This window comes from Acidovorax sp. GW458-11-26-14-TSB4 (assembly GCF_059423865.1).
Window position 1 is genome coordinate 1 of sequence record NZ_JBWKYR010000041.1, and the last position, 25,003, is coordinate 25,003.

At 68.0% G+C, this 25,003-nt stretch carries 21 protein-coding genes and 1 pseudogene; 12 read left to right on the plus strand and 10 right to left on the minus strand.

Annotated elements, in window-relative coordinates:
- Window positions 1-95: 95 nt before the first annotated feature.
- Window positions 96-1,052: pseudogene (locus AC07X5_RS31940) on the plus strand (LLM class flavin-dependent oxidoreductase); the annotation flags it as partial.
- Window positions 1,053-1,076: 24 nt separating this feature from the next.
- On the opposite strand, the gene AC07X5_RS31945 reads toward AC07X5_RS31940, so the two are convergent.
- The 5 genes from AC07X5_RS31945 to AC07X5_RS31965 all read right to left on the minus strand — a co-directional run bounded on the left by AC07X5_RS31945 (window position 1,077) and on the right by AC07X5_RS31965 (window position 7,362).
- Window positions 1,077-2,126 (minus strand): DUF2059 domain-containing protein, encoded by a 1,050-nt coding sequence (locus tag AC07X5_RS31945; RefSeq protein ID WP_494773433.1) that lies wholly within the window; start codon window positions 2,124-2,126, stop codon window positions 1,077-1,079.
- A 54-nt stretch (window positions 2,127-2,180) separates the two neighbouring features.
- Entirely contained in the window at window positions 2,181-3,269 is a 1,089-nt protein-coding gene (mltB, locus tag AC07X5_RS31950; RefSeq protein ID WP_494773434.1) for a lytic murein transglycosylase B, read from the minus strand.
- Between the two features lie 10 nt (window positions 3,270-3,279).
- A complete protein-coding gene (locus AC07X5_RS31955) occupies window positions 3,280-5,316 on the minus strand; it encodes a transglutaminase TgpA family protein (protein ID WP_494773435.1) in 2,037 nt (678 codons plus the stop codon).
- A 67-nt stretch (window positions 5,317-5,383) separates the two neighbouring features.
- Window positions 5,384-6,442 (minus strand): DUF58 domain-containing protein, encoded by a 1,059-nt coding sequence (locus AC07X5_RS31960; protein WP_494773436.1) that lies wholly within the window; start codon window positions 6,440-6,442, stop codon window positions 5,384-5,386.
- Window positions 6,442-7,362: an AAA family ATPase gene (locus AC07X5_RS31965; protein WP_494773437.1), complete on the minus strand. Its 921-nt coding sequence runs from the start codon at window positions 7,360-7,362 to the stop codon at window positions 6,442-6,444. The genes AC07X5_RS31960 and AC07X5_RS31965 overlap by 1 nt, the downstream gene beginning before the upstream one ends.
- Window positions 7,363-7,434: 72 nt before the next feature.
- Here AC07X5_RS31965 and AC07X5_RS31970 point away from each other — a divergent pair, with 72 nt between their 5' ends.
- From AC07X5_RS31970 to AC07X5_RS32005, 8 genes are all read left to right on the plus strand, one after another.
- Window positions 7,435-8,388 (plus strand): histone deacetylase family protein, encoded by a 954-nt coding sequence (locus tag AC07X5_RS31970; RefSeq protein WP_494773450.1) that lies wholly within the window; start codon window positions 7,435-7,437, stop codon window positions 8,386-8,388.
- Between the two features lie 23 nt (window positions 8,389-8,411).
- On the plus strand, window positions 8,412-9,194 hold the full coding sequence (locus AC07X5_RS31975) for an enoyl-CoA hydratase (RefSeq protein WP_494773438.1): 783 nt from the start codon (window positions 8,412-8,414) through the stop codon (window positions 9,192-9,194).
- A 791-nt stretch (window positions 9,195-9,985) separates the two neighbouring features.
- Entirely contained in the window at window positions 9,986-11,311 is a 1,326-nt protein-coding gene (locus AC07X5_RS31980) for a mechanosensitive ion channel family protein (RefSeq protein WP_494773439.1), read from the plus strand.
- Window positions 11,312-11,449: 138 nt separating this feature from the next.
- Window positions 11,450-12,205 carry an electron transfer flavoprotein subunit beta/FixA family protein gene (locus AC07X5_RS31985; protein ID WP_494773440.1) on the plus strand — a complete coding sequence of 252 codons (756 nt, stop codon included), beginning with the start codon at window positions 11,450-11,452 and terminating at the stop codon, window positions 12,203-12,205.
- Window positions 12,206-13,138 carry an electron transfer flavoprotein subunit alpha/FixB family protein gene (locus AC07X5_RS31990; protein WP_494773441.1) on the plus strand — a complete coding sequence of 311 codons (933 nt, stop codon included), beginning with the start codon at window positions 12,206-12,208 and terminating at the stop codon, window positions 13,136-13,138.
- A gap of 81 nt (window positions 13,139-13,219) precedes the next feature.
- Entirely contained in the window at window positions 13,220-15,010 is a 1,791-nt protein-coding gene (locus AC07X5_RS31995) for an acyl-CoA dehydrogenase C-terminal domain-containing protein (protein ID WP_494773442.1), read from the plus strand.
- A 103-nt stretch (window positions 15,011-15,113) separates the two neighbouring features.
- A complete protein-coding gene (locus AC07X5_RS32000; RefSeq protein ID WP_494773443.1) occupies window positions 15,114-16,067 on the plus strand; it encodes an NAD(P)H-dependent flavin oxidoreductase in 954 nt (317 codons plus the stop codon).
- Between the two features lie 175 nt (window positions 16,068-16,242).
- Window positions 16,243-17,361 (plus strand): acyltransferase family protein, encoded by a 1,119-nt coding sequence (locus AC07X5_RS32005; RefSeq protein WP_494773444.1) that lies wholly within the window; start codon window positions 16,243-16,245, stop codon window positions 17,359-17,361.
- Window positions 17,362-17,419: 58 nt separating this feature from the next.
- Here AC07X5_RS32005 and AC07X5_RS32010 read toward each other — a convergent pair whose 3' ends face one another.
- From AC07X5_RS32010 to mdlC, 4 genes are all read right to left on the minus strand, one after another.
- Window positions 17,420-17,824: a hypothetical protein gene (locus AC07X5_RS32010; protein ID WP_409955197.1), complete on the minus strand. Its 405-nt coding sequence runs from the start codon at window positions 17,822-17,824 to the stop codon at window positions 17,420-17,422.
- A 208-nt stretch (window positions 17,825-18,032) separates the two neighbouring features.
- On the minus strand, window positions 18,033-18,446 hold the full coding sequence (gene rnk / locus AC07X5_RS32015; protein ID WP_179684095.1) for a nucleoside diphosphate kinase regulator: 414 nt from the start codon (window positions 18,444-18,446) through the stop codon (window positions 18,033-18,035).
- 101 nt (window positions 18,447-18,547) lie between these two features.
- The gene (locus tag AC07X5_RS32020) at window positions 18,548-19,558 is read right to left on the minus strand and encodes a Bug family tripartite tricarboxylate transporter substrate binding protein (RefSeq protein ID WP_409955199.1); all 1,011 of its coding nucleotides are present in this window, start codon (window positions 19,556-19,558) and stop codon (window positions 18,548-18,550) included.
- A 62-nt stretch (window positions 19,559-19,620) separates the two neighbouring features.
- Window positions 19,621-21,246: a benzoylformate decarboxylase gene (gene mdlC, locus AC07X5_RS32025; protein ID WP_494773445.1), complete on the minus strand. Its 1,626-nt coding sequence runs from the start codon at window positions 21,244-21,246 to the stop codon at window positions 19,621-19,623.
- Between the two features lie 94 nt (window positions 21,247-21,340).
- Here mdlC and AC07X5_RS32030 point away from each other — a divergent pair, with 94 nt between their 5' ends.
- Together AC07X5_RS32030 and AC07X5_RS32035 are read left to right on the plus strand one after the other, a co-directional pair.
- Entirely contained in the window at window positions 21,341-22,240 is a 900-nt protein-coding gene (locus tag AC07X5_RS32030; protein WP_494773446.1) for a LysR family transcriptional regulator, read from the plus strand.
- A 44-nt stretch (window positions 22,241-22,284) separates the two neighbouring features.
- The gene (locus AC07X5_RS32035; protein WP_494773447.1) at window positions 22,285-23,172 is read left to right on the plus strand and encodes a methylglyoxal synthase; all 888 of its coding nucleotides are present in this window, start codon (window positions 22,285-22,287) and stop codon (window positions 23,170-23,172) included.
- Window positions 23,173-23,175: 3 nt separating this feature from the next.
- Here the strand turns inward: AC07X5_RS32035 and AC07X5_RS32040 are convergent, their stop codons facing one another.
- The gene (locus tag AC07X5_RS32040) at window positions 23,176-23,880 is read right to left on the minus strand and encodes an HAD-IA family hydrolase (protein ID WP_494773448.1); all 705 of its coding nucleotides are present in this window, start codon (window positions 23,878-23,880) and stop codon (window positions 23,176-23,178) included.
- 112 nt (window positions 23,881-23,992) lie between these two features.
- Between AC07X5_RS32040 and AC07X5_RS32045 the strand changes: the two genes are divergently transcribed.
- Window positions 23,993-24,862, plus strand: a complete 870-nt coding sequence (locus AC07X5_RS32045) for a LysR substrate-binding domain-containing protein (protein WP_494773449.1) — start codon at window positions 23,993-23,995, stop codon at window positions 24,860-24,862.
- Window positions 24,863-25,003: the final 141 nt, after the last annotated feature.

Sequence of the window (25,003 nt, forward strand, 5' to 3'; positions counted from 1 at the left end):
CCGGCTGCTTGCATGGGCATGAGCCCATGCGGCGCATCCGAAGCATCCACTCATCCCGATTGCACTCCAACGCGGCTTCAAAAAGGCATTGAACAGGCTCCCACAGCGCCTGGGTGCGCCAGCGCCACCTGGAGCGCGGAGTGTCCTCGGCCGCGACCTTTCTCGCCGCCGCCAGCCAGCGCACACTGCGCATCGGCCTGGGAACGGCCGTGGTGCAGATGGGCTACGAGAACCCTTTCCGCCTGGCCGAGGACCTGGCCACGGTGGACGTGCTTTCGCGCGGGCGCCTGCACGTGGGCCTGAGCGCCGGGGCGCCGCCCTATGGCGCGCTGCTGGGCGAGCGGCTGTTCGACGGCGATGCGGGCGGCATCGATTTTTCGCACGCGCGGGTCGAGCGCCTGAGGCGCAACCTGCAGGGCGAGTTGATAGGGGACGAGGAGACCTTTGTCGAATCCTCTGCAGGCCGCCAGCGGCCGCGCCTGCAGCCCTACGCGCCGGGCCTGGCGCAGCGCCTGTGGTACGGCGGGGGTTCGCTGCGCTCGGCGCAGTGGGCGGGCGAGCAGGGCTACCACCTGCTCATCGGCAACATCAACCGGGGCGAGCAGACCGAGCATTTCTTCGAGGCGCAGCGCACCCAGCTCGACCTGTTCCATGCCCGCTGGCGCGCGCACCAGCCGCCGGGCAGCGTGCCTCGCGTGGCGCTGGGGCGGGTGATCGTGCCGCTGGACGGGGCCGACGCCTCCACCCGCGCCCGCTACCTGGCCTGGGCCGCCACGCGGCAGGCGCGCACCCTGGCGCCGCAGGGCGAGCGGCGCACGCTGTTCGCGCGCGACCTGGTGGGCCAGAGCGAGCAGATCCTGCAGTGGCTGCGCGAGGACCCGATCGTGCCCCTGGTGCAGGAGCTGAGGCTGGAGCTGCCCTACGACTTCGCGCCCGAGGAGTACCGGCAGATCCTGGAAGATACGGCGCGGCTCATTGCGCCGCAGCTGGGGTGGCGGACGGATGTCGGATCGGATGTCGCCAGCGGTGCGGTGGAGCCTTGGCACGCCTGAGGCGTCGAGGCTGCCCCGGCCAGATCAGCGCTTGACCTCGCTGCTGGCGGGCACGGCCTGGGTGCTGTCTTCGGCAGCGAGCATGGCCGCCAGCAGCGCCGGGAAGATCTCGTTGCGCAGATGGTCCTTCAAGCGGGCTTCCAGGGCATCGTCGGCTGCGGTCTCTTTGGCGCGTTGGGCTGCGCGCGCGGGGCTTCGCTCCGTCGCGAGCAGCACCTTCAGTTCGTCCTCTGAGAGGTGTTTCCTCAGTTCGGCCACGATCAGCGGCAGCACGGTGTCGAAGCGGATCTCCGAGCGGATGCGCCGGGAGATATTGGCAAACCACTGCTTTTGCTTGGCGACAAGCTCGGGTGGCAGCATTTGGCCCATCTGCGCTGCCATGGCGGATTCGAGCCGCTGCATGCGCGCGTTGAACTCCTCCTGCATCAGCAGCCGGGCCAGGTCACCAGCTGCAGCCGCATGCGCATCGGCCGCACGCCAGGGGGCCTGTCTGAGCGGGCGGGGGCCATTGGTCCGGCCCTGGGCATCGCTGCTTTCGAGAATGGCGTCCAGCCGCTCGTCCATGAATTGAGAAAGCGCCAGGCTGGCCTCGATCATGGCGGGCTGCAGCTTGTCCAGATGCAGCTTGCCTGGTGCCGTCCGGTAGAAAGCCAGCAGGGCCTGGGCATCGGCTTCCGTATAGTGTGCCTGGTAGGTCTTCACGATCAGGGGGCGCAGCCTCTGCCACTCGAAATGCTGCGCCAGCACCGGCTCGGCACTGGCGTAGGACTTGCGCTTGCGCGCGCGCTCGGCCGGGTCGGGAATGCGCTCCACGGAATCGAGCTGCGCCTGGTTCACTGCCTGCATCATCTTGCGCATGCGCTCGGGAATCTGCTCGGCATCGAAGATGGCCTGCAGGGTGGCATCGCTGACCGCTGCGGCCGATGTGCCGGAGGCTGCGGGCGGTGTTGCGGGGCGGGCCTGGCCGATGGCCTTTTCCAGAGGCGCCAGCGCGGCAATTGCAATGAGCAGACCTGCGGCGAGGCTAGGCAGGCGGGCGTGGGGGCGGTGAGGGAACTGGGCGATGGAGGACATCGAAGTGGGACTGGAAACAAAGGCCGCATGGTAACTGCGGCCCCGGTACCGGGGCTACCGCGCCGCTGCCACCTCGCGCCCCAGCTCTATCACGGCCATGGCGTAGTAGCTCGACCAGTTGTAGCGCGTGATGGCATAGAAGTTCTCCGTGCCCGCCACATAGGTCGGGGCGTCGCCGCCGTTCTGCAGCTCCACCAGCGCCAGGGGGCCCGTGTGCTGGGCGCCCGGGGCGTCGAGCACCACGCCCTTGGCCTGCATGCTGGCGGCGCTGAAGGTGGGCAGGATGTCCGGGGCCAGCAAGGTATCGAGCTGCAGCCGCGCGGTGTCGAACTGCACGCCAAAGTGCGTGGGCATGCCGGTGGTCCAGTTGTGGCCCTTGAAGTAGTTGGCCACCGAGCCGATGGCATCCACCGGGCTTCGGAACAGGTCGATGCGGCCATCGCCATCGAAGTCCACCGCATAGCGCACCCAGCTCGACGGCATGAACTGGCCCAGGCCCATGGCACCCGCATAGCTGCCGCGCGGCTCGAAGGGGTCGATGTTGCTGCGGTTGGCGAGGCTCAGGAACTGCTCCAGCTCGCGCTGGAAGAATTCGCGGCGCTCCTTGGCGCGCGGGTGGGCGTCGGGGAAGTCGAAGGCCAAAGTGGCCAGCGCATCCATGACACGGAAGTTGCCCATCTGCTGGCCATAGATGGTCTCCACGCCGATGATGCCGACGATGATCTCCACCGGCACGCCGTACTCGGCCTCGGCGCGTTCCAGCGCCTCGCGGTGCTCCTGCCAGAAGCGCACACCGGCGCGGATGCGCACCGGGTCGATGAAGCGGCTGCGGTACACGCGCCAGTTCTTGGGCGTGCCCACCGGGGGCGGCAGCATCAGGCGCGGCACCTGGGACAGCATGCGCGCCTGGCCGATGGCCTGGCGCACCCATTCGCGGTCCAGCCCGCGCCGGACGGCCAGGTCGTCGGCAAACGCCATGGCATCGGCGCGGCCGGCGTAGGGCACGCCGCCTTGGACCGTGGTGTTCGAGGCGGTCTTCTTCGGGCTCGCCGACTTGGCGGGCTTGGCGGAGGGGTTGGCGTGGGTGCTCAGTGCACAGGCCATCGCCACCCAGGCGATGGCAACGGATTTCAAAAGGCGCATGGATTTGGGGTCATCGGCCCCGTGCAGACGGGGGCCAGGGCAGGGTGTTGAATTCGCGGCGCAGGGCGCCGAACTGCTGGGCAGGCTCGGGGGCATAGCGTACCTGCTCCAGCCGCAGCAGCCAGGCCGCCACGCCGCTGGCGCTGTCGCCGAAGTGGGCCGTCACCTGCTGGGCCATGGAGCGCGGGGGCAGCGTTTCAGGCAGCGGCAGGCCGGCCTTGGCCAGGCGCTGGCGCACGCGGGCCAGCAGGCGCAGCCAGGGGTCGTGCTGGCTGCGCTCCCACAGCGTCCAGAGCCCGCCGCCGCTGGCGGCAATCACGATGAGGATGCCCAGCACGGTGGAAAGGTCCTGCCAGCTCGGCGACTCGAAGCCCAGGGCCTTGAGCAGATCGAACTGGCGGCTCTGGCTGTAGTTCAGTACCCACTGGTTCCAGCCATTGTTCACCGCCTCCCAGACGGCGCGCAGGTTCTGCACCATGCCCGGGCTCAGCGTGCCCATGGCGGCCGCAATGGCGCCGTCGGGTGCGCGCAGGCGCTGGAACTGGCCCACGCGGCCGGGCGCCACGGCACCGGTAGGGTCCACACGCACCCAGCCGCGCCCTTGCATCCAGACCTCGGCCCAGGCGTGGGCGTCGGCATTGCGCACCGTCCAGTAGCCGTCCACCGGGTTGCGTTCGCCGCCCTGGTAGCCGGTGACGATGCGTGCGGGAATGTCCATTGCACGCATGAGTATCACGAAGGCCGAGGCAATGTGCTCGCAAAAGCCTTCCTTGCGGTCGAACCAGAACTCATCGGCCGTGTGCTCGCCGAAGACGCCTGGCTCGAGCGAATAGCCATAACCCCCCGTGCGCAGGCGCTGCAGCACGGCGTTGACCAGGGCCTGGGTGCCGGCGCCGGCCAGCGCCGGGTCGGCCCGCATTTCTGCCGCCAGGGCCAGGGTGCGCGGGTTGAAGCCGGGCGGCAGTTCGGTGTACACGCGCAGCTGGCGCACGGACTCATCTGGGCCATGGCGGAATTGGGGGTAGCTCACCGCCTGGTAGCGCAGCACATCGGTGATGGGGCGCGTGGTCATCCACTGCAGGTCCTGCGTCATGTAGGCCTGCATGCCGGGCAGCTCGGGGGCATTGGGCGTGGCTTCCATCACCATCAGCCAGGGCTGGCGCTGGGGTTCCAGCGTCACCTCGTAGCGCACTGCCGGGCCGCTGGTCTGCAGATTGGCGCGTACCGCCACGCGGGCCGCCCACTCGCTGTCTTCGCGGAACGGCTCGGCCACCCACTGCCGGCCATCGAAAGAGGCCATGACCGGCCCGCGGAAGTACAGCGTGGACTGCTGGGGGATGTCGGTGGGGGCGCCCTCGAAACGCAGGCGGATGGCCACGCGTTCATCGAGCGCAATCTCGGCCATGTCCCCGATCTTCATCGTGCCCGAGAGGCCGCTGCGCCCCGTCAGGTTGTCGCTGGGCATGCCCCACAGCGGCGACATGCGCGGGAACAGCATGAACAGCGCCACCATGATGGGCGCGCCCAGCAGGGCCATGGTGCCTGCCATGCGAAAGGTCTGCGAAAGCGGCGGGCGCCCCACCGGCATGTGGGCATTGACCAGGGCCATGAGCAGGCCCAGCAGTGCCACCAGCATTGCCCCGGCGGTGAGCAGCGACTGCGAGAAGAAGAAATTGCTGAGCATCGTGAAGAAGCCCAGGAAGAACACCACCATCGCGTCGCGGCGCGCGCGCAGCTCCAGTGTCTTGAGGGTCAGCAGCATCACCATGAGCGTCACGCCTGCGTCACGGCCCAGGATGGTGCGGTGCGTGAGCAGCGTGCCCGCCACGGCCACGACCACCAGCACCGCGAGCACCCAGCGCCCGGGCAGGGGGCGGGCCTTCCAGGCCAGCCAGCCGCGCCACAGCAGCATGCCGAAAGCCACGGCACTGGCCCAGGCAGGCAGGTTGGCGACCTGGGGGGCGATCACCCAGGCCGTGGCGAACAGCAGGAACAGGGTGTCCCGCGTGTCGCGTGGCAGGGAGACGAGGGTCTGGCGCAGGCTCATGGAGCGTCGGGTTTCCGGGAGAAGGGGCGAGGGCAATGGGTTTGGAGGGCGGGTTTGCGGCAGAAGTTCAGCACAGGGCCAGCGCTTCCAGGCAGCGGCGCCGGTGGGCGGTGCCGGTGTCGGGCGCGATCTCCACGCCGGGCAGGCGCAGGCCGTAGTCCAGGCCCAGGCGGTCGGCCTGCAGCACCCAGGCGGTCAGGCGCGAGATGCGGGCCTCGGGGTCCGGCAACGCGGCCAGCGCCGGGTCCAGCCAGAGCTCGTGGCGCTGGGCCTGCTGCGAGTCGCGGCTCACCAGGTCGTCGGTGCCCGTGCCCAGGGTCTTGGCGGCCTTCTTCCAGACCACCAGCTTGAGCGGGTCGCCACGCCGGTAGGCGCGCACCCCGTCGAATTCGCCGATGCCCTGCGAGGGCGCACTGCCGGTGCCGGCGCCGCGTGGCTCGCCCGGGGGCAGCGGCGGTGCGGGCAGCTCGGGCTCCGGGTACACCAGCACCTGGGCGGCCGGCCGCCAGTAGGTCCAGACGCGGAAGGTGCCCAGCGGAAACCGGGTCTCCGCCGTCAGCACGGGCACGCGGTGCAGCCCCCGGCGCGGGGGCGCAAACGCCACATGCACGGTGGAACGCCCCTGCGCGGGTACGTCGGTCCAGGCCCAGTGGTGCGCCTCGCCGCCGCTGCCGTGCACGGCCAGGCCGATGCCATAGCGCGGCTTCTTGCTTTCGCTGGAGACCTGGATCTCCACGGTCGCGCTGCTTCCCATGAAGTGAGGCTCGGGCTCCTTGAGGTGCAAGGTGATGCCGCGCAGCGTGGCGTGGCAGATGTGCATGCCGATCACGGCGCTGCCCGCCAGCAGAAAGGTCAGCAGGTAGCCGAGGTTGAGCTGGTAGTTGATGGACGCGATCAGCAGGATCAGCAGCGTGAGCGCCAGCATCCATCCCGCCCCCGTGGGCAGGATGTAAACATTGCGCTGGGTCAGCGTGAGCGTGTCGCTCAGCGGCCGGCGCACCATCCACCAGGCCTCGAAGCGCTTGCGCACGCGCGTGAGCGGGTTGAGCGCCGCCAGGGCGGCACGCAGCCGGCCGGCGGCGGCACCGGAATCCGTGTGTGGTCCTGGAGAGGCGGTGGTCGACATCAGGGAAGAGGAACTGAATCGACCATGGCCCGCACCTGTTCGACGGCGCCCCGGCCGGCATCGCCCACGGGCACCAGCCGGTGCGCAATGGTCTGGGGCAGGATGGCCTGCACGTCGTCGGGCGCCACATAGTCGCGCCCGCTGATCAGGGCCTGCGCCTTGGCGGCCCGTACCAGGGCGATGCCGGCGCGCGGCGACAGGCCCTGCAGGAACCAGCGGCCCGAGCGCGTGGCCGCGATCAGGTCCTGCACATAGTTGAGCAGCGGGTCGGCCGTGTGCACCGCCAGCACCTGGCGCTGCAGCTCGGCCAGCTCGTCGTCCGACAGCTGGGGCAGCATGGAGTCCACCATGTCGCGGCGGTCGGCACCGGCCAGCAGCACGCGCTCGGCCGCGCGGTCGGGGTAGCCGATGGAGATGCGCATCAAAAAGCGGTCCAGCTGCGACTCGGGCAGTGCAAAAGTGCCCAACTGGTCGTGCGGGTTCTGCGTGGCGATCACGAAGAAGGGGTGGGGCAGGGCGCGGGTCTCGCCCTCCACAGACACCTGCTTTTCTTCCATGGCCTCAAGCAGCGCGCTCTGCGTCTTGGGGCTGGCACGGTTGATCTCGTCGGCCAGCAGCACCTGGGCGAAAACCGGGCCGGGGTGGAACACGAAGGACTCCTTGCCGCGCTCGTACACCGACACCCCGGTCAGGTCGCTGGGCATCAGGTCGGCCGTGAACTGCACACGCGAAAACTGCAGCCCGAAGGTGCGTGACAGGGCATGGGCCAGCGTGGTCTTGCCTACGCCCGGAACGTCCTCGATCAGCAGGTGGCCGCCGGCCAGCAGGCAGGCCACGCAGTCCTGTACCTGGGCCTGTTTGCCCACGATCACCGTGTTAAGCTGGTCCAGAAGCGATTTGATTTTGTGCTGGGCATTCATGGTCATGGCGCGACGTTATCCGAAAATCTTGTTGCGACGTTATCCGAAAAAGACGAGACACGGGGATTGACTGTGAGCAAAACGGGCTATTTCACCCACCGCGACTGCTGGAAGCATGAAATGGGCCCCGGGCACCCCGAGTGCCCCGAGCGGCTCGACGCCATCGAGGACCGGCTGCTCATCACCGGCGTGGGCGATGCGCTGGACCGCCGCGAGGCGCCCGAGGCGTCGCTCGCCGACATCGAGCTGGCCCACGACCGCCTGCACGTGGCCGCCATGCGCGGCCTGTCCGACCGGCTCAACGAGGAGATCCTGGCTGGCGGCCCGAGCTATTCGCAGCTCGACCCGGATACTTCCATCAACGCCCATACCTGGAAGGCAGCCTTGCGCGCCGCCGGTGCCGCGCTGGCCGCCACCGATGCGGTGATGGCCGGCGAGCTGGAAAACGCCTTCTGTGCCGTGCGCCCGCCGGGCCACCACGCCACCCGCAGCAAGGCCATGGGTTTTTGCTTCTTCAACAACGTGGCCGTGGCCGCGAAGTATGCGTTGCAGCGCCACAACCTGCAGCGCGTGGCAGTGGTCGATTTCGACGTGCACCACGGCAACGGCACCGAGGACATCCTCGCCAACGATCCGCGGGCGCTGATGATCAGCATTTTTCAGCACCCGTTCTACCCCTACAGCGGCGACCAGGACCCGGCCCCCAACATGGTCAACGTGCCGGTGCCGGCCTACACGCGCGGCATGGACATCCGCGAGATCATCGAGATGATGTGGATCCCGCGGCTCGAGGCCTTCAAGCCCGAGATGGTCTTTGTGAGCGCCGGCTTCGACGGCCACCGCGAGGACGACATGGGCCAACTGGGCCTGACCGAGCCCGACTATGCCTGGATCACCCAGCGCGTGAAAGACATCGCGCGCCGGTACTCCAAAGGGCGCATCGTGTCCTGCCTGGAGGGTGGTTATGTGATGGGGCCGCTGGCGCGCAGCGTGGAAGCCCATCTGCGTGTGCTGGCCGACCTTTGATTCGATAGAAATGTGAAACGCTTATGACGGAAGCACTGAACCCCTTGCGCGTAGAACGCGATGCGCGAGGCGTGGTGACCCTGACTCTCAACGATCCTGCCCGCTTCAACGCCCTGGGTTCGGACATGCTCACTTCACTGCAGCAGGCGCTCGACGCTGTGGCCCGCGACGAGACCGCGCGCGTGGTGGTGCTCGCGGCCGAGGGCAAGGCCTTCTGCGCTGGGCACAACCTCAAGGACATGGCGGCCCACCCGGACCTGGCCTGGTACCAGCAGCTGTTCGCGCAGTGCAGCCGCATGATGCTCACCCTCCACAAGCTGCCTGTGCCGGTGATTGCGCGCGTGCAGGGCATGGCGACTGCGGCTGGGTGCCAGCTGGTGGCGCAGTGCGATCTGGCGGTCGCTGCCGACAGCGCGACCTTTGCGACCAGCGGGATCAACTACGGTTTGTTCTGCGCGACTCCCAGCGTGCCGTTGGTGCGCAATGTGCCTTCGAAGCGTGCCATGGAGATGCTGCTGACGGGGGACTTCATCGATGCGGCCACTGCCTTGGAGCAGGGGCTGGTGAATCGGGTGGTGTCTGTTGATGCTCTTGACGCCGAGGTGGAGAAGTTCGTGGCGTCCATCTTGCAGAAGCCGCGGGTTGCTGTGGCCATGGGCAAGGCGTTGGTGTACCAGCAGCGGGAGTTGGGGATGGATGCTGCCTACCAGTTGGCGGGGCAGGCCATGGCGGTGAACATGATGGATGGGGCTGCTCAGGAAGGGGCTAGGGCTTTTGTTGAAAAGCGTGCTCCTTCCTGGAGGTGATGATCGGGCGGCCATGGGCACTGGTTGCTTCTCTTCGTTGTTGAAGGGCGGAGGCCGGGATGTGCGCCCGGCGGCGCACCTTCTTTCTTTTGCGTCGCCAAAAGAAAGAAGGCAAAGAAAAGGCGACCCCCAGTCTGCGTCCCCCATCGCCCGGAGGGCGATGGGGGCAGCCTGCGATGCTCGGACCTGGGGTGGCATCGCAGAACTCGCTGCGTTCTTCGAACTCCGCTCAAACATCTGCGATGAGCTAGACGACGAAGCGTGTGTGTCCTTCGGCACACACGCCCACCCCAGCTCCTGCGCTTCTCGGCGCAGCCAGCAGGGGTGGGGAGCGGGTACCACCCGGCTGCTGCTTTCGCAGCCGCGCCGGGTGTCGGTGACGCGCTGCGCGCTGCCGACAAGGCCGAAGCGCAGCGCGGCAGTTGGGGCCGAGCGAAGCAATGGCCCGTATGGAGCCCGCTCCCACCCCCTTCTGACCGTGCCGAGAAGCACAGGGCCTGGGGTGAGCGCGTGCCGAAGGACACGCGCATCGTTGTCATGCTTGCCGCAGCTGTTTGAGCGGAGTTCGAAGAACGCAGCGAGTTCTGCGGCACACCCCAGGACCGAGCATCGCAGGCTGCCCCCTCGCCTCCGGCGAGGGGGACACGGGCAGCGGGGTCGCCTTTCTTTTGGGTACTTTTCTTTGGCGAAGCAAAGAACAAGTACCTCGGCCGCCGGGCCGAGACCCGGCCTCTGCCCTTCAATCAAGCAAACAACCACCATCGTCCCTGCGTGACACGGACGATCACAGCATGGAAATCCTCGACAAACTACTGACAGACTTCAACCACTCCAGCGTCTGGCTGGAACTCGGCGTCCTGGCCGCCGCCATCGCCACCGCCCTGTTCGTCGCAAGACTGATAGGCCGCAACCAACCCCCCGACTCGGTATGGATCGGCTGCAACACCATCGACGGCCTGCTCTTCCCGCTGATCGCCCTGGTCCTCACCTTCGCCAGCCGCCTGGCGGTGGAGCATTACCACCCGGTCTTCGTGCTGCGCATCGCAGTCCCGATGCTGGTCTCGCTGGCACTGATCCGCTTCATCGCCCGCGTGCTGCGCGTGGCCTTTCCCAACTCAGGCCTCGTGCGCCTGCTCGAAGGCCTTTTCTCCTGGGTCATCTGGGGGGCAGCGGTGCTCTGGATCGTGGGCCTGCTGCCCGCCGTGCGCAGCGAGCTCGACAGCATCACCCTCAACTTCGGCAAGTCCACCGTCAGCGTCGCCACGCTGATCGAGGGCGCGCTGTCCGCCAGCCTGGTGCTGGTGGCGGCGCTGTGGATCTCGGCCACGTTCGAAAAACGCGTGCTCACCGGCGCGGTCACCGACCTGTCCATGCGCAAGGTGGCGGCCAATGCGGTGCGTGCCGTGCTGCTGCTGGTGGGCATGCTGTTCGCGCTGTCGGCCGTGGGGGTGGACCTCACGGCGCTGTCGGTGCTGGGCGGGGCGGTCGGTGTGGGCCTGGGTTTTGGCCTGCAGAAGCTGGCCTCCAACTACGTGAGCGGCTTTGTGATCCTGCTCGAGCGCTCGCTGCGCATCGGCGACAACGTGCGCGTCGATGGCTTCGAGGGCCGCATCACCGACATCAAGACCCGCTACACCCTGATCCGCGCCGGCAACGGACGCGAGTCCATCGTGCCCAACGAGACGCTCATCACCCAGCGCGTGGAGAACCTCTCGGACGCCGACCGCAAGTTCAACGTCACCACCAACATCATCGTCGGCTACGACAGTGATGTGGGCCAGGTCCAGGCCATCCTGTGCGCTGCCGCCGCAGCGCAGCCCCGGGTGCTCAAAGAGCCCGAGCCCGTGGCCTTTCTCATCAACTTCGCGCCCGATGGTATCGAGTTCAGCCTCAACTTCTGGATCAGCGACCCCTCGGCCGGCTCGCTCAACCTGCGCTCGGCCATCAACATCGCCATCCTGGATGGCCTGCGCGCCGCGAACATCGACATCCCGTACCCGCAGCGCGTGGTGCAGTTCAAGGACGGTCGCCTGCCCCCTGGTATGAGCGGGTCGTCCGGGGTGGTGCAGCCCGGTGCCTCCGGCGAGACATCGGGTCCTTCGCCAAGTGCCCTATAATCACGAAAAAGCACGATCGTTCTTTTTTATGCCCCTGCAGCCGATGGGGCGCCGGCCTGCCCCCTTCGGGGTGCACTGCGGCATAGAATGTTCCAGTTTACGTAAACGTCAATTCAACCAACTCTAGGAGCCGCAGCAATGAAGGTCTTGGTCCCTGTCAAGCGCGTGGTGGACTACAACGTCAAGGTCCGAGTCAAGTCGGACCAAACGGGTGTGGACATCGCCAACGTGAAGATGAGCATGAACCCCTTTGACGAAATCGCCGTCGAAGAGGCCGTGCGCCTGAAAGAAAAAGGCCTGGTCACCGAAGTCATCGCCGTCTCCTGCGGCGTGGCCCAGTGCCAGGAAACCCTGCGCACCGCCATGGCCATCGGCGCCGACCGCGCCATCCTGGTGGAAACCCCCGCCGACCTGGACCTGCAACCCCTGGCCGTGGCCAAGCTCTTGAAGGCCCTGGTGGACAAGGAACAACCGGGCCTCGTGATCCTGGGCAAGCAAGCCATCGACGACGACGCCAACCAGACCGGCCAGATGCTGGCGGCCCTGGCCGACCTGCCCCAGGCCACCTTCGCCAGCAAGGTGGACCTGGCTGCCGACAAAGTCAGCGTGACCCGCGAAGTCGACGGCGGCCTGGAAACCCTGTCCCTGACCCTGCCCGCAGTCATCACCACCGACCTGCGTTTGAACGAGCCCCGCTACGTCACCTTGCCCAACATCATGAAGGCCAAGAAAAAGCAACTCGACACCCTCAAGCCCGAAGACCTGGGGGTGGACGTCGCTCCGCGCTTGAAGACCCTCAAGGTCAGCGAACCGCCCAAGCGCGGTGCCGGCGTCAAGGTGGCCGACGTGGCCGCCCTGGTCGAGAAACTCAAGAACGAAGCGAAGGTGATCTAAATGTCGGTACTCGTTATTGCTGAACACGACAACGCCGCCATCAAGGGCGCAACGCTCAACACCGTGACCGCAGCAGTCGCCTGCGGCGGTGACGTCCATGTGCTGATCGCCGGCCACAACGCCGGTGGCGCTGCGGCTGCTGCCGGCCAGATCGCCGGCGTTGCCAAGGTCATCCATGCCGATGCCCCCGGCCTGGAACACGGCCTGGCCGAGAACGTGGCCGCCCAGGTGCTCGCAATCGCCTCCAACTACAGCCACATCCTGTTCCCCGCCACTGCCAGCGGCAAGAACATCGCCCCCCGCGTGGCGGCCAAGCTGGATGTCGCGCAGATCAGCGACATCACCAAGGTGGTCTCCCCCGACACCTTCGAGCGCCCCATCTACGCCGGCAACGCCATTGCCACCGTGCAGAGCCAGGACGCCACCAAGGTCATCACCGTGCGCACCACGGGCTTTGACCCGGCAGCAGCCACTGGTGGCAGCGCAGCCACCGAAACCTCCGCCGCCACGGCGGATGCTGGCAAGAGCAGCTTTGTGGGCAGCGAGATCGCCAAGAGCGACCGCCCGGAACTCACTGCCGCCAAGATCATCGTCTCCGGTGGCCGGGCCCTCGGGAGCAAGGAAAAGTTCGACGAAGTGATGACCCCGCTGGCCGACAAGCTCGGTGCTGCCCTGGGTGCCAGCCGCGCCGCGGTGGATGCCGGGTACGCCCCGAACGACTGGCAAGTGGGCCAGACGGGCAAGATCGTGGCGCCGCAGCTGTACATCGCCGCCGGGATCTCGGGGGCCATCCAGCATCTGGCGGGCATGAAGGACTCCAAGGTGATCGTGGCGATCAACAAGGACCCGGAGGCGCCGATCTTCAGTGTGGCCGACTATGGGCTGGAGGCGGATCTGTTCACGGCCGTGCCGGAGCTGGTCAAGGCGCTGTAAGGCGGCCTGACGGCACCAACCTGCCAGACAAAGGCATCGCTTGCGGTGCCTTTTTTTTGAGAATTTTTCCCGGAGACATCCATGAGCTACACCGCCCCCGTCAAGGACATGCTGTTTGACATCGAGCACCTGGCCAACATCGAACAGATCGCACAGATTCCCGGCTTTGAAGACGCGGGCCTCGATACCGCCCAGGCTGTGCTCGAAGAGTGCGCCAAGTTCAATGAGGGCGTGCTGGCTCCGCTGAACTTCGAGGGTGACAAGAACCCCTCGAGCTGGAAGGACGGCGTGGTCACCACCACCCCGGGCTTCAAGGATGCCTTTCGCCAGTACGGCGAAGGCGGCTGGCAGGGCCTGCAGCACCCGGCCGACTTTGGTGGCCAGGGCCTGCCCAAGACCATTGGCGCCGCCTGCATCGAGATGTGCAACAGCGCCAACATGAGCTTCGCGCTGTGCCCGCTGCTGACCGATGGCGCCATCGAGGCGCTGCTCACGGCCGGCAGCGACGAGCTCAAGGCCACCTACCTCGAAAAGCTGGTGACCGGCGAGTGGACCGGCACCATGAACCTCACCGAGCCCCAGGCCGGCTCCGACCTGGCCCTGGTGCGCACGCGTGCCGAACCCCAGCCCGACGGCAGCTACAAGGTCTTCGGCACCAAGATCTTCATCACCTATGGCGAGCACGACATGGCCGCCAACATCGTGCACCTGGTGCTGGCCCGTGTGCAGGGCGCGCCCGAGGGCGTCAAGGGCATCAGCCTGTTCGTGGTGCCCAAATTCATGGTCAACGCCGACGGCAGCCTGGGCGCGCGCAACGACGCGCACTGCGTGAGCATCGAGCACAAGCTCGGCATCAAGGCCAGCCCCACGGCCGTGCTGCAGTTCGGCGACCATGGCGGTGCCGTAGGCTACCTCGTGGGCCAGGAGAACCGCGGCCTCGAATACATGTTCATCATGATGAACGCCGCGCGCTACGCCGTGGGCGTGCAGGGCATCGCCGTGGCCGAGCGCGCCTACCAGAAGGCCGTGGGCTATGCCAAGGACCGCGTGCAGAGCCGCCCCGTGGACGGCTCCATCGCCGCCAGCGCACCCATCATCCACCACCCCGATGTGCGCCGCATGCTCATGACCATGCGCGCCTACACCGAAGGCTGCCGCGCCATGGCCACCGTGGCTGCCGCCGCGTACGACGCCGCGCACCACCATCCCGATGCCGAGGCGCGCAAGCAAAATGCCGCGTTCTATGAATTCATGGTGCCCTTGGTCAAGGGCTACAGCACCGAGATGAGCCTGGAAGTCACCAGCCTGGGCGTGCAGGTGCACGGCGGCATGGGCTTCATCGAGGAAACCGGTGCCGCCCAGTACTACCGCGACGCCAAGATCCTCACCATCTACGAAGGCACGACCGCCATCCAGGCCAATGACCTCGTGGGCCGCAAGACCGCGCGCGACGGCGGCCAGACCGCCAAGGGCATTGCCGCGCAGATCGAGAAGACCGAAGCCGAGCTGCTGGCCAACGGCAGCCCCGCCGCCAAGGCCGTGGCCCGTCGCCTTAGCGCCGCGCGCCAGGCTTTTCTGGACGTGGTCGGCTTTGTGGCCGGTGGCACCAAGAGCTCGCCCAACGCCGTGTTCGCCGGCAGCGTGCCCTACCTCATGCTCGCAGGCAACCTGGTGGCCGGCTGGCAACTGGCGCGCAGCTTGCTGGTGGCGCAGGAGCTGTTGCACAAGGGACAGGACGCAGCCTTCATGCAGGCAAAAATCACCACGGCGCAGTTCTATGCCGAGCACATCCTGGTCAAGGCACCGGGCCTGCGCGACAGCATCGTCGAGGGTGCGAACAGCGTGACGGAGCTGGCGCTCGACGCATTCTGAGCACCAGGGGGAGACAGACCGGGCCGGCGCATTGCGCGCGCGCCCGGTGCCCCATGAGAACCTGATTTATCCATCCATTCTTTCAACCCGGAACCCACCTGCCATGTCCAAGCTGCCCCCCGCCTTGCAGAACCTCTCGCTGCCCGTCATCGGCTCGCCGCTGTTCATCATCAGCAACCCCAAGCTCGTGATCGAGCAGTGCAAGGCCGGCGTGGTGGGTTCCATGCCGGCGCTCAACGCGCGTCCCGCCGAGCTGCTGGATGAATGGCTGGCCGAGATCACCGAGACGCTGGCCGCCTACAACAAGGCCAACCCCGACAAGCCGGCTGCGCCCTTTGCCATCAACCAGATCGTGCACAAGAGCAATGACCGCCTGGAGCACGACATGCAGGTCTGCGCCAAGTACAAGGTGCCGATCATCATCACCAGCCTGGGCGCGCGCGAAGACGTGAACCAGGCCGTGCATGCCTGGGGCGGCGTGGTGCTGCACGACATCATCAACAACAAGTTTGCGCACAAGGCCATCGAGAAGGGTGCCGACGGCCTGATCGCCGTGGCCGCCGGTGCCGGCGGCCATGCGGGCGTGAAGAGCCCGTTCGCGCTGATCCAGGAGATCCGCCAGTGGTTCGACGGCCCCATCGCATTGAGCGGCGCCATCGCCAGCGGCGATGCGGTGCTGGCGGCCCAGGCCATGGGGGCCGACTTCGGCTACATCGGCTCGGCCTTCATCGCCACGCACGAAGCGCGCGCCAGCGACGAGTACAAGCAGGCCATCGTCGCCGGCACGTCCGACGACATCGTCTACAGCAACCTGTTCACCGGCGTGCACGGCAACTACCTGGCCCCGTCGATCCGCGCCGCCGGCATGGACCCGGACAACCTGCCCGAATCCGACCCCAGCAAGATGAACTTCGGCGGCGACGCCAAGAAGGCCTGGAAGGACATCTGGGGCTGCGGCCAGGGCATTGGCGCCATCGACGCCGTGACCAGCACCGCCGACCTCGTGGCGCGCCTGCGCCGCGAGTACCAGGCCGCCCGTGCCCGCCTGGCCCTCTGATTTCGGCCCGCAACCCCTGCCGCCCGGGTTTGCCCGGGCTTTTTCTTTCTGGGTGCCCCCAGGTCGCCCGCGCCCGGCAAAAGGTCCTGAGCGCAAATTTCTGTAACAAGCGACAATCAGGGGTTTTTGCCCGCATCGGCGGGCGGGTCTTTCCATTCCGTTCCTTCCGTCTCCCATGCCTTCCGCCACCTCCCGCATGCCCCTGATCGACATGGTCAAAGGTCTGGCCTGCGCCGCCATCGTCTGCCACCACCTGGCCTTCTACGGGCCCATGTCCGACATTGCCCAGCCGCTGGCGCCGCTGCTGATGGCCTGGCTCTACGACTATGGCCGCATGGCCGTGCAGGTGTTCTTGGTGCTGGGCGGCTACCTGGCCGCCGCCAGCCTGGCGCCCCAGGGCGTGGCGCGCTTCGACAGCGCCGGCGCGGCGATCACCCGGCGTTTCGTGCGCCTGGTCGTGCCCTATGCGGTGGCGCTGCTGCTCGCGGTGCTGGTGGCGGCACTGGTGCGCCCGTGGATGGACCACCACTCCGTGCCCGACGAGCCGACCCTCGCACAGCTGATCGCCAATGCCCTGCTGCTGCAGGACATCGTGGGCGAGGACGCCCTCTCGGCCGGCGTCTGGTACGTGGCCATCGACTTCCAATTGTTCGCGCTCAGCGTGTTCGTCTGGACCGGCGTGCGCTCGCTGCCCGGCAACTGGGCGCGCCGCCACGGGCCCGTGATCGGCCGAGGCCTGCTGGTGGCCCTCACGGCCGCATCGCTGTGGGTGTTCAACCGCGACAGCACGCTCGACATGTGGGGCTGGTACTTCTTCGGCTCCTACGGCCTGGGCATGGTGGCCTATTGGGCCGTGAAGTCCCCACGCCCCGCCGGCTGGCTGGCCCTGATGCTGATGCTAGGCGGCGTGGCGCTGGCCCTGGAGTTCCGCGGCCGCATCGCGCTGGCGCTCGCTACCGCCGTGCTGCTGGTGGCCGCCCTGCGCTCGGCACCACTGCGCCAGTGGCCGGGCGTGGCGCCGCTGGTCCGGCTGGGCCAGATGTCGTACTCGGTCTTCCTCGTGCACTTCGCCGTGTGCCTGCTGGTCAACGCCGTTGTCGGCCACCTGTTCCCCGAGGCGCCGCTGGTCAACGCGCTGGGCATGGTGTTGGCCTTTGCTCTGTCGCTGATGGCGGGGCGGCAGCTCTACGAGCGCGTAGAGCGCCATGTGCCCACCTGGTCCATGGCGCTGCGCTGGCAGGCCGGGTTGGTCGGGGCTGGCATGCTGGTCGCAATCAGCAGCCACTGGGCATAGCATTCGGACCATTCCACTTGGGCGCTGCGGGCCCTGCAACCCAGGGCGCCTGCAAGGTTCAAACCGGCGGCAAGCCCTCGCGCCGCTTGCGCTGCTTGTCCAGGAACCAGGCCATGAAGGGCAGCAGCAGCATCGAGCCAGGAATCACCCAGATGAACAGGTAGGGGCTGACCGACGAGGCCGAGCGCATCACGTCGCGCAGTTGCTCGCGCTCCTCGGCGGTCCAGTTGCCCTCGCGGCGCTGCTTCATGAGCCAGGCCACCGATCCCTTCATGGTCGCCATCTCGCGCTTGAGGCGGCTCTTTTCGCGGCTGTTGCCGGCCAGGAAGGAGCAGAACCATTCGGGCGCGCGCTCCATCCGCTGCTGGAAGGCGGTGGTGGAATCCGGGTCGAACGCGGGCGCTGCCGGCAGGGCCGTTGCCGTGGCGTTCGGTTCATCGGGCAGGTGCGGGGGCGCGGTCATGGGCACCGATTGTCGCTGTTCGCCCCTCGGGCCGCAAAGCACTGTTGCAATTTGCAGCCGTCCACGTCACTCAAAAAGCGTCTCGACACCATCACGGCGCATGAAACCGGCGCCCCCCAGGCCAGTGCCCCCGCGCAAGGGCCGCCCGCCGCTCTGGGGGCGCCCCCCTCAGGGGGATGACGCGAAGCGGCTCAGGGGGAGCTTTGTTTCAGCGGTGCAGTTCGCCCGCGGCTTCCGGTTGGTACAGGATGGCCTTCACACGCACCGTCATCGGCTTGCCGCCCGGGCCGGGCCACACCAGCGCATCGCCCACCGCGAGGCCCAGCAGGGCGCTGCCCACGGGCGCGAAGATCGACAGGCGGTCCGCGCTGCCGTCCATGTCGCGTGGGTAGACCAGGGTCAGGCAGAACTCCTTGCCCGTCTCTTCGATGGCGAACTGCACCGTGGAGTTCATGGTCACCACATGCGGCGGGATCTCTTCGGGCGCCACCACCTCGGCGCGGTCGATCTCGGCCTGCAGATCGGCCTTGCCCGGGAAGACGCTGGCCGGAATGGCGGCCAGCAGGGCCTCGATGCGGTCAACGTCCAGGGACGACAGGATGATCTGGGGCTTGCGCGCCATGGCGGTACCTCACTCAGTGGTGGTTGCAAAGCGCGGGACTATAGGCCGGAACGCCGGCATTCCCCGCAATCTCGCACTGCGCCGTGCGGGCTTAGGGCGCCCTAGTCTCCCGTGATGTTGCGCGCCTTGATCAGCGCCCCAAAGCGCTTGCTGTCGCTCATCGCCCGGTCGTGAAACTCCTTGGGCGACATGGCCGCGGGCTCGCCGCCCAGGGCCGCAATGCGCTCCAGCACGGCGGGCGTGGCCAGGATCTTGTTGATCTCGCGGTTGAGCTTGGTCACCACCTCGGCCGGTGTGCCGGCGGGCGCATAGAAGCCGAACAGCGTATCGGCGTCGAAGCCCTTCAAACCCATCTCGTCCAGCGTGGGCACGTCCGGGAACTGCGGCGAGCGCTTGGTGCTGCCCACGGCCAGCAGGCGCAGCTTGCCGGCTTTCACGTGCTGCAGGCCGATGCCGGGGTCGAACATGAAGTCCACCTGCCCGCCCAGCAGGTCCTGCATGGCCGGTGCCGCGCCGCGGTAGGGCACGTGCACGGCGAACACATTGGCCTGGCTCTTGAGCATCTCGGCGGCCAGGTGGGGCGAGCTGCCGTTGCCCGGCGTGCCGAAGCTCACCTTGCCCGGGTTGGCCTTGAGGTAGGCCAGGAACTCCTTGACGTTGTTCACCGGCAGCGTGGGCCGCACCTCCAGGAACACCAGCACCCGCGCCGCAGCGGCCACGGGCACCAGGTCCTTCACCGGGTCGAAGGGCATCTTGGGGTAGATGTGCGGGTTAACCGAGACCATGCCGCCCGAGCTCATGAGCAGGGTGTAGCCATCGGCCGGCGACTTCGCCACCGCCTCGCCACCGATGTTGCCACCCGCGCCGCCGCGGTTCTCCACCACCACGGGCTGGCCCAGCGCGGTTTGCAGCGGCACCGTCACGGCCCGCGCAATCTGGTCGGCCGCGCCGCCCGCCGGGAAGTTCACCACCACCTTGATGGGCTTGGCGGGGTAGGCCTGGGCCAGTGCACCTGCCGGCAGCAGGGCGGTGCCCGCGAGGGCCGCGAGGGCGAGGGCACCGGCCAGGCGGCGGCGGGTGGTTGGGGAATCGGTCTTGTGCGTTGTCTTCATGCTCATGTCTCCAAAAATCGGGTGCCCGGTGGTCCGGGTCTTTCACGGGATGGGCGGGTGCCTCAGGCGACGTCGATCTCCACCAGGATGGGGCGGGGGTGCGCCAGCGCATCGCGCAGCACCTGGTGCAGTTGCGCGGCATCGGCCACATGCACGGCATCGCAGCCCTGGCCGCGCGCCAGCGCCAGGAAATCCAGGTCCGGCAGGTCCGTGCCTTCGAGCTTGTCGTCGGGCGCAAAGCCGAAGGTCGGCGCAAACTCCTGCAGCGCCGCATAGCGCCGGTTCTTGAGGATGATGAAGGTGATGGGCAGCTGCAGCTGCGCCGCGCTCCACAGCGCCTGGATGGAGTACATGGCCGAGCCATCGCCCAGCAGGCCGATTACCTTGGCCTCTGGCCGCGCCAGGGCCACACCCACGGCCGCCGGCATGGCATAGCCCAGGCCGCCGCTGCACATGGTGTAGAAGGTCTCGCTGTGCAGGATGGGCAGGTAGGCATGCATGGCGGCGCGCGAGCTCGGCGCCTCTTCCACCACGACGGACAGCGCGTCGCGCACCTCGGCCAGGGTCTGCATCACGTATTGCACGCTCATCAGCGCCGAGGGCTCGGCACGCGGGCGTGCGGCGCGCGGCGGCGGGGCAGGGCGCTTGCGCGGTGCCGGGCGGGCCAGCAGGTCCTGCACGCCCAGGCGCACGCCACCCACGGCCGACGTGCCCTCGGGCGTCCACGCCGCCGTGCCCGGGTCTTCGATCAACTGCACCAGTTGCGCACCGGGCGGCACATGCGGGCCATGGCCCTCTACGTGGTAGGTGAAGGCCGCAGCCCCCAGCGCGAACACCAGGTCGTGCCCGCCAAGCAAGGACACGATCTTCTCGCGCATGGCCGGCAGCAGGCCCATGAAGAGCCGGTGGTCCTGCGGAAAGCCGCAGCGCCCCGACATGGGCGCGATCCACACGGCCGCGTTGTGCCGCTCGGCCAGGGCCACCACATCGTCCCAGGCGCCATCGCGGTCTGCAGCCGCGCCCACCACGAACACCGGGCGCTCGGCCGCATCCAGTGCAGCGCCGATGGCGTCGAGGACACGCGGCTCGGGCCGGCTCTCGGTGCTCACGGTGCGCGCTGCCAGCGGCTCGCAGGGCTTGCTCCAGTCGTCGGCCGGTATGGACACCAGCACCGGCCCGCGCGGCTGCTGCATGGCGATGTAGTAGGCGCGGGCAATGGCCAGCGGCACATCCTCGGCGCGCGCGGGCTCGATGCTCCACTTCACATAGGGCTTGGGCAGCTCCGTGGCCTGGCCCGAGAACAAAAAGGGGTCGAACGGCAGGATCGAGCGCGCCTGCTGCCCGGCCGTGATCACCATGGGCGTGCGGTTCTTGTGCGCCGTGAAGATATTGCCCATGGCATGGCCCACGCCCGCTGCCGAATGCAGGTTCACGAAGGCCGCGTTGTGCGTGGCCTGGGCATAGCCGTCGGCCATGCCCACCACCACCGCCTCCTGCAGGCCCAGCACGTAGCGGAAGTCCTGCGGAAAGTCGAGGAACAGCGGCAGCTCGGTCGAACCCGGGTTGCCGAAGATGGTGTCGATGCCGAAGCCGCGCAGCAGGTCGAGCACGACCTCGCGCACGGTGGGGCGCAGGTCGGTGGCAGAGGGGGCAGCATCGGTGGCGCGGGGCGCAGTGGCCTGGAGCATGGGAAGAGGGCGGTGCAGAGGATGGAAAACACCGATCTTCGGGGACGGCAGACTATCCATCAATACAATGAAGTGACTAAGCGGTATTCGCCCAATGCATATCAAGGACATCGACCTCAACTTGCTGCGCCTGTTCGATGCGGTCTACCGCACGCGCAGCGTGAGCCGCGCGGCCGAGCTGATGGACCTGACCCAGCCGGCCGCCAGCCAGGCCCTCACGCGGCTGCGGCTGCTCATCAAGGACCCGCTCTTCGTGCGCGCGGGCGGCGGCGTGCAGCCCACGCCCCGCGCCGACCGCCTGGCCGACGCCGTGCGCAGCGCCCTGGGCACGCTCGAAGAAGCGCTCAACGAGTCGACTCTGTTCGACCCGCTGCAGTCGCGCAAGGTGTTCCGCATCCACATGAGCGACATCGGCGAGGGCCGCTTCCTGCCCGATCTGATGCTCGCTCTGCGCCAGCAGGCGCCCGGCGTGCGGCTGGAGACCCTGCCCGTGCCGGGCGAGCAGATCGCGCCGCTGCTCGACAGCGGCCGCATCGACTTCGCCTTCGGCTTTTTGCCCGCCGTGCGCGACACGCAGCGCGTGCAGCTGCTGCGCGACCGCTACATCGTGCTGCTGCGCGAAGGCCACCCCTTTGCGCGCCGCAGGCGCAGCGGTGCTGCATTGCTCGACGACCTGAAGCAGCTCGAATTCGTCGCCGTGCGCTCGCACTCGGACACGCTGCGCATCCTGGCGCTGCTGCAGCTCGAAGACCGGCTGCGCCTGACCACCGAACACTTCATGGTGCTGCCCTCCATCGTGCGCGGCACCGACCTGGCCGTGGTCATGCCGCGCAACATCGCCCACGGCTTTGCCGCGGCCGGCGGCTACACCCTCATCGAGCCCGCGCTGCCGCTGCGCGACTTCACCGTGTCACTGCACTGGAGCAAACGCTTCGAGGCCGACCCTGGCAACCAGTGGCTGCGCGCAGTGATCGAGGGCCTGTTCAAAGAGTAGGGCCGCCAAGGCGGGCGTTAGACTGGCATGCGCATTCGGAGTACATGGTGACGACAACCCTTCCCCCAAGAACCTTCGGCCTGGCCGCCCACCGCCTGCACCGCTCCACCGCCGACGGCGGCCTGGCCCAATGGGCCGCTGCATCGCATTCGGCGCTGAAAGAGCTGCAACTTGGTGTCGCCGCCGTGGGCGGCTGCGCCGACGCCATCGAGCAACATGCCCTGGCCAACCACTTCCCCCGCCTCACGCGCCTGCCCTATGGGCGCGAGGGCGGGGTGATGCGCGTGGTCTCGCGCATTGCCGGCGGAGTGCATGCCGAGCAGGAACTGGCCGGCGCCATCTACCTGCTGGACCCGCTCGATCCCTCGTCCCTGTACCCCGAGGCCCAGGCCCTCAAGCGCCAGTGCATCTCGCACGGCAAGCCGCTGCTGCTCACGGTGGCCGCCGCCGTCGAATGGGTGGCCGTGGAGGCCGCGCTGCAGGCCGGGGTCTCGCTGCGCGAGCGCCTGCCGGCGATGGTGCCCTCCATCGACAAGCAATCCGTCGCGCTGATCGCCCACGATGCCTTGAAGTCGGCCATGGTGGACTTCGCCTTTCGCCACTTCGACCTGCTATCGCAGACGCAGGAGCGCTTTGCCACCGGCACCACCGGTGGCAGGCTCAACGAGATGGCCTGGTCCCGCGGCTGGCCGCGCGACCTGCCGTGGGTGCAGCCCCTGCGCAGCGGCCCGCTGGGCGGCGATGCGCAGATCGCCGAACTGGTGCTCGACAAGCGCTGTGACAAGGTCCTGTTCTTCGAAGACGTGCACGTCGCGCGCCAGCACGAGGCCGACATCCAGCTGCTCGAGCGCGCCGTCTGCACCAAGAGCTTCGAAGCCGCCTGCTACCACACACCGGCCATGGCCGACGCCTGGGCGACAGCCTGGGCGTAGCCCTCACCAGCCGAGCGTGGCGAACAGGTCCACCACGCCGCGCAGGTCGCGCACGGTGGCATCGGGCCGGTAGTCGGGCAGCAGCCGGCGCCCGGTGCCCCGGTCCACCCAGATGCAGCGAAAGCCCCCATCGCGCGCGGCTGCGTGGTCCAGGTGCGGGCTCGCGCAGATGTGCACCACCTCGGCCGGCTGTACGCCCAGCAGCGTGTGCGCATGGTCGAAGAGCCGGCGGTCCGGCTTGTAGGCACCGGCCTGCTGGGCCGTGACCACGCGGTCGATCAGCCCGCCGAGCTGGGCCACGTTGCCGGCAATGATGTCGTCGTCGGTGTTGGACACGATGGCCAGGCGGTGGCCCGCGGCCTTGAGTGCGCGCAGGGCCTCCACCACCTCCAGGAAGGGCGGCATGGCGCCGATGCGCCCCGCGAGCAGCCCGGCATCACCGGGCGATTCGGGCAGGCCCAGCTCCGCCAGGGTGCGCTGCAGCGCCTCGCCCGATACCTCGCGGAAGCTGCGGTGCGGCACGGTCTGCTCCAACGCATGCTCGTGCCGGTCGTACACCGCAATGAGGGCTTCGGGCGGGGTGCCCGCCGCCCCCTTGCGCGCCAGCAGTTCGCGCACGGCGTCCTGCAGCCCCTCATCCCACTGGATGAGGGTGCCGTAGCAGTCGAAGGTCAGCCACAAGGGGCGGGGAGTGTGTTGCAAAGGCATGGTTCGGCTCGCATGGTTTGATGAAGGTGCGTAGCATGCGCAAGGCTTGCAATATTGGAAAATTAAATGTTCAAATTTATGCCAGTGGACTTGTGAATATGGGAGAACCATGATGCTGGACCTGGAACTGTTGAAAACCCTGGTGTGCGTTGTCGAGGAAGGCAGCTTCACGCGCGGGGCCGAGCGCGTGCACCGCACCCAGTCCACCGTGAGCCAGCAGATCGCCAAGCTCGAAGAGCGAGTGGGACACGCGCTGCTGCAGCGCGACCGCAGCGGCAAGCAGGCGCTGCCCACCGAGCAGGGCGAACTGCTGGCGCACTACGCCCGCCGCCTGCTGGCCATGGCGCAGGAGGCCGAGGAAGCATTGGCCGCAACGCCCGGCGCGGTGGCCTTGCGCCTGGGTGTGCCCGAGGACTTCGACGCCCGGCGCATGTCCGCCATGCTCGCGGGCTTCAACGCAGAACATCCCAGGGCACGCCTGGAAACCGTGAGCGGCATGAGCAGCGACCTGCAGCGCCGCCTGGCCCAGGGCGAGATCGACCTGGCGCTGGTGAAGCGCGAACCCCGCAGCGGCGACTGCATTGCCGCCTGGCCCGAGCGCCTGGTCTGGGCAGCCGGCGCGGACTTTGCGCTGGATGCCGATGGCGCCGTGCCCCTGGTGCTGTTCCCCGCGGGCTGCATCTACCGCCTGCGCGCCGTGCGCCAGCTCGAAAAGGCCGGCCGCCCCTGGCGCCAGGCCTTTGGCAGCCAGAGCCTGACCTCCGTACAGGCAGCGGTGGCGGCCGGCCTGGGCATCAGCGTGCTGCCGCGCACGGCGCTGCTGGTCGAACAACACCGCACCCTGAGCCGCGCGGCCGGCTTCGGGCCCCTGCCTGCCAGCGAGCTGGCACTGGTGGCCGGCGGCCCGCGCGGCATGCCCATGGGCCGGGGTTTGCAGCAACTGGCCGACTATCTGGTGGCGCAACTGGGCAAGCGGCGCTGAGCCAGGCCCGGCGGTCAGGCGCTTGTAAAGGACAAGCGGCAGCTGTCAAATATGTGTATATTTGTAAGGGGTATCCACTTAGCTCCAGTGATGCCAAAATCACTGGATGGAAACCCAGATACTAGCGCCTTCTCCCGGCCA

Excerpts from the sequence above, each read along its gene's own strand:
- mdlC (WP_494773445.1), bottom strand. The coding sequence starts at position 21,246 with ATGCTCCAGGCCACTGCGCCCCGCGCCACCGATGCTGCCCCCTCTGCC.
- AC07X5_RS31980 (WP_494773439.1), top strand. The coding sequence starts at position 9,986 with ATGGAAATCCTCGACAAACTACTGACAGACTTCAACCACTCCAGCGTC.
- AC07X5_RS32010 (WP_409955197.1), bottom strand. The coding sequence starts at position 17,824 with ATGACCGCGCCCCCGCACCTGCCCGATGAACCGAACGCCACGGCAACG.
- AC07X5_RS31965 (WP_494773437.1), bottom strand. The coding sequence starts at position 7,362 with ATGAATGCCCAGCACAAAATCAAATCGCTTCTGGACCAGCTTAACACG.
- AC07X5_RS32035 (WP_494773447.1), top strand. The coding sequence starts at position 22,285 with ATGGTGACGACAACCCTTCCCCCAAGAACCTTCGGCCTGGCCGCCCAC.
- AC07X5_RS32000 (WP_494773443.1), top strand. The coding sequence starts at position 15,114 with ATGTCCAAGCTGCCCCCCGCCTTGCAGAACCTCTCGCTGCCCGTCATC.
- AC07X5_RS31945 (WP_494773433.1), bottom strand. The coding sequence starts at position 2,126 with ATGTCCTCCATCGCCCAGTTCCCTCACCGCCCCCACGCCCGCCTGCCT.
- rnk (WP_179684095.1), bottom strand. The coding sequence starts at position 18,446 with ATGGCGCGCAAGCCCCAGATCATCCTGTCGTCCCTGGACGTTGACCGC.
- AC07X5_RS31975 (WP_494773438.1), top strand. The coding sequence starts at position 8,412 with ATGACGGAAGCACTGAACCCCTTGCGCGTAGAACGCGATGCGCGAGGC.
- AC07X5_RS32030 (WP_494773446.1), top strand. The coding sequence starts at position 21,341 with ATGCATATCAAGGACATCGACCTCAACTTGCTGCGCCTGTTCGATGCG.
- AC07X5_RS31990 (WP_494773441.1), top strand. The coding sequence starts at position 12,206 with ATGTCGGTACTCGTTATTGCTGAACACGACAACGCCGCCATCAAGGGC.
- AC07X5_RS32005 (WP_494773444.1), top strand. The coding sequence starts at position 16,243 with ATGCCTTCCGCCACCTCCCGCATGCCCCTGATCGACATGGTCAAAGGT.
- AC07X5_RS32040 (WP_494773448.1), bottom strand. The coding sequence starts at position 23,880 with ATGCCTTTGCAACACACTCCCCGCCCCTTGTGGCTGACCTTCGACTGC.
- AC07X5_RS31955 (WP_494773435.1), bottom strand. The coding sequence starts at position 5,316 with ATGAGCCTGCGCCAGACCCTCGTCTCCCTGCCACGCGACACGCGGGAC.
- AC07X5_RS31960 (WP_494773436.1), bottom strand. The coding sequence starts at position 6,442 with ATGTCGACCACCGCCTCTCCAGGACCACACACGGATTCCGGTGCCGCC.
- mltB (WP_494773434.1), bottom strand. The coding sequence starts at position 3,269 with ATGCGCCTTTTGAAATCCGTTGCCATCGCCTGGGTGGCGATGGCCTGT.
- AC07X5_RS31985 (WP_494773440.1), top strand. The coding sequence starts at position 11,450 with ATGAAGGTCTTGGTCCCTGTCAAGCGCGTGGTGGACTACAACGTCAAG.
- AC07X5_RS32045 (WP_494773449.1), top strand. The coding sequence starts at position 23,993 with ATGCTGGACCTGGAACTGTTGAAAACCCTGGTGTGCGTTGTCGAGGAA.
- AC07X5_RS32020 (WP_409955199.1), bottom strand. The coding sequence starts at position 19,558 with ATGAAGACAACGCACAAGACCGATTCCCCAACCACCCGCCGCCGCCTG.
- AC07X5_RS31995 (WP_494773442.1), top strand. The coding sequence starts at position 13,220 with ATGAGCTACACCGCCCCCGTCAAGGACATGCTGTTTGACATCGAGCAC.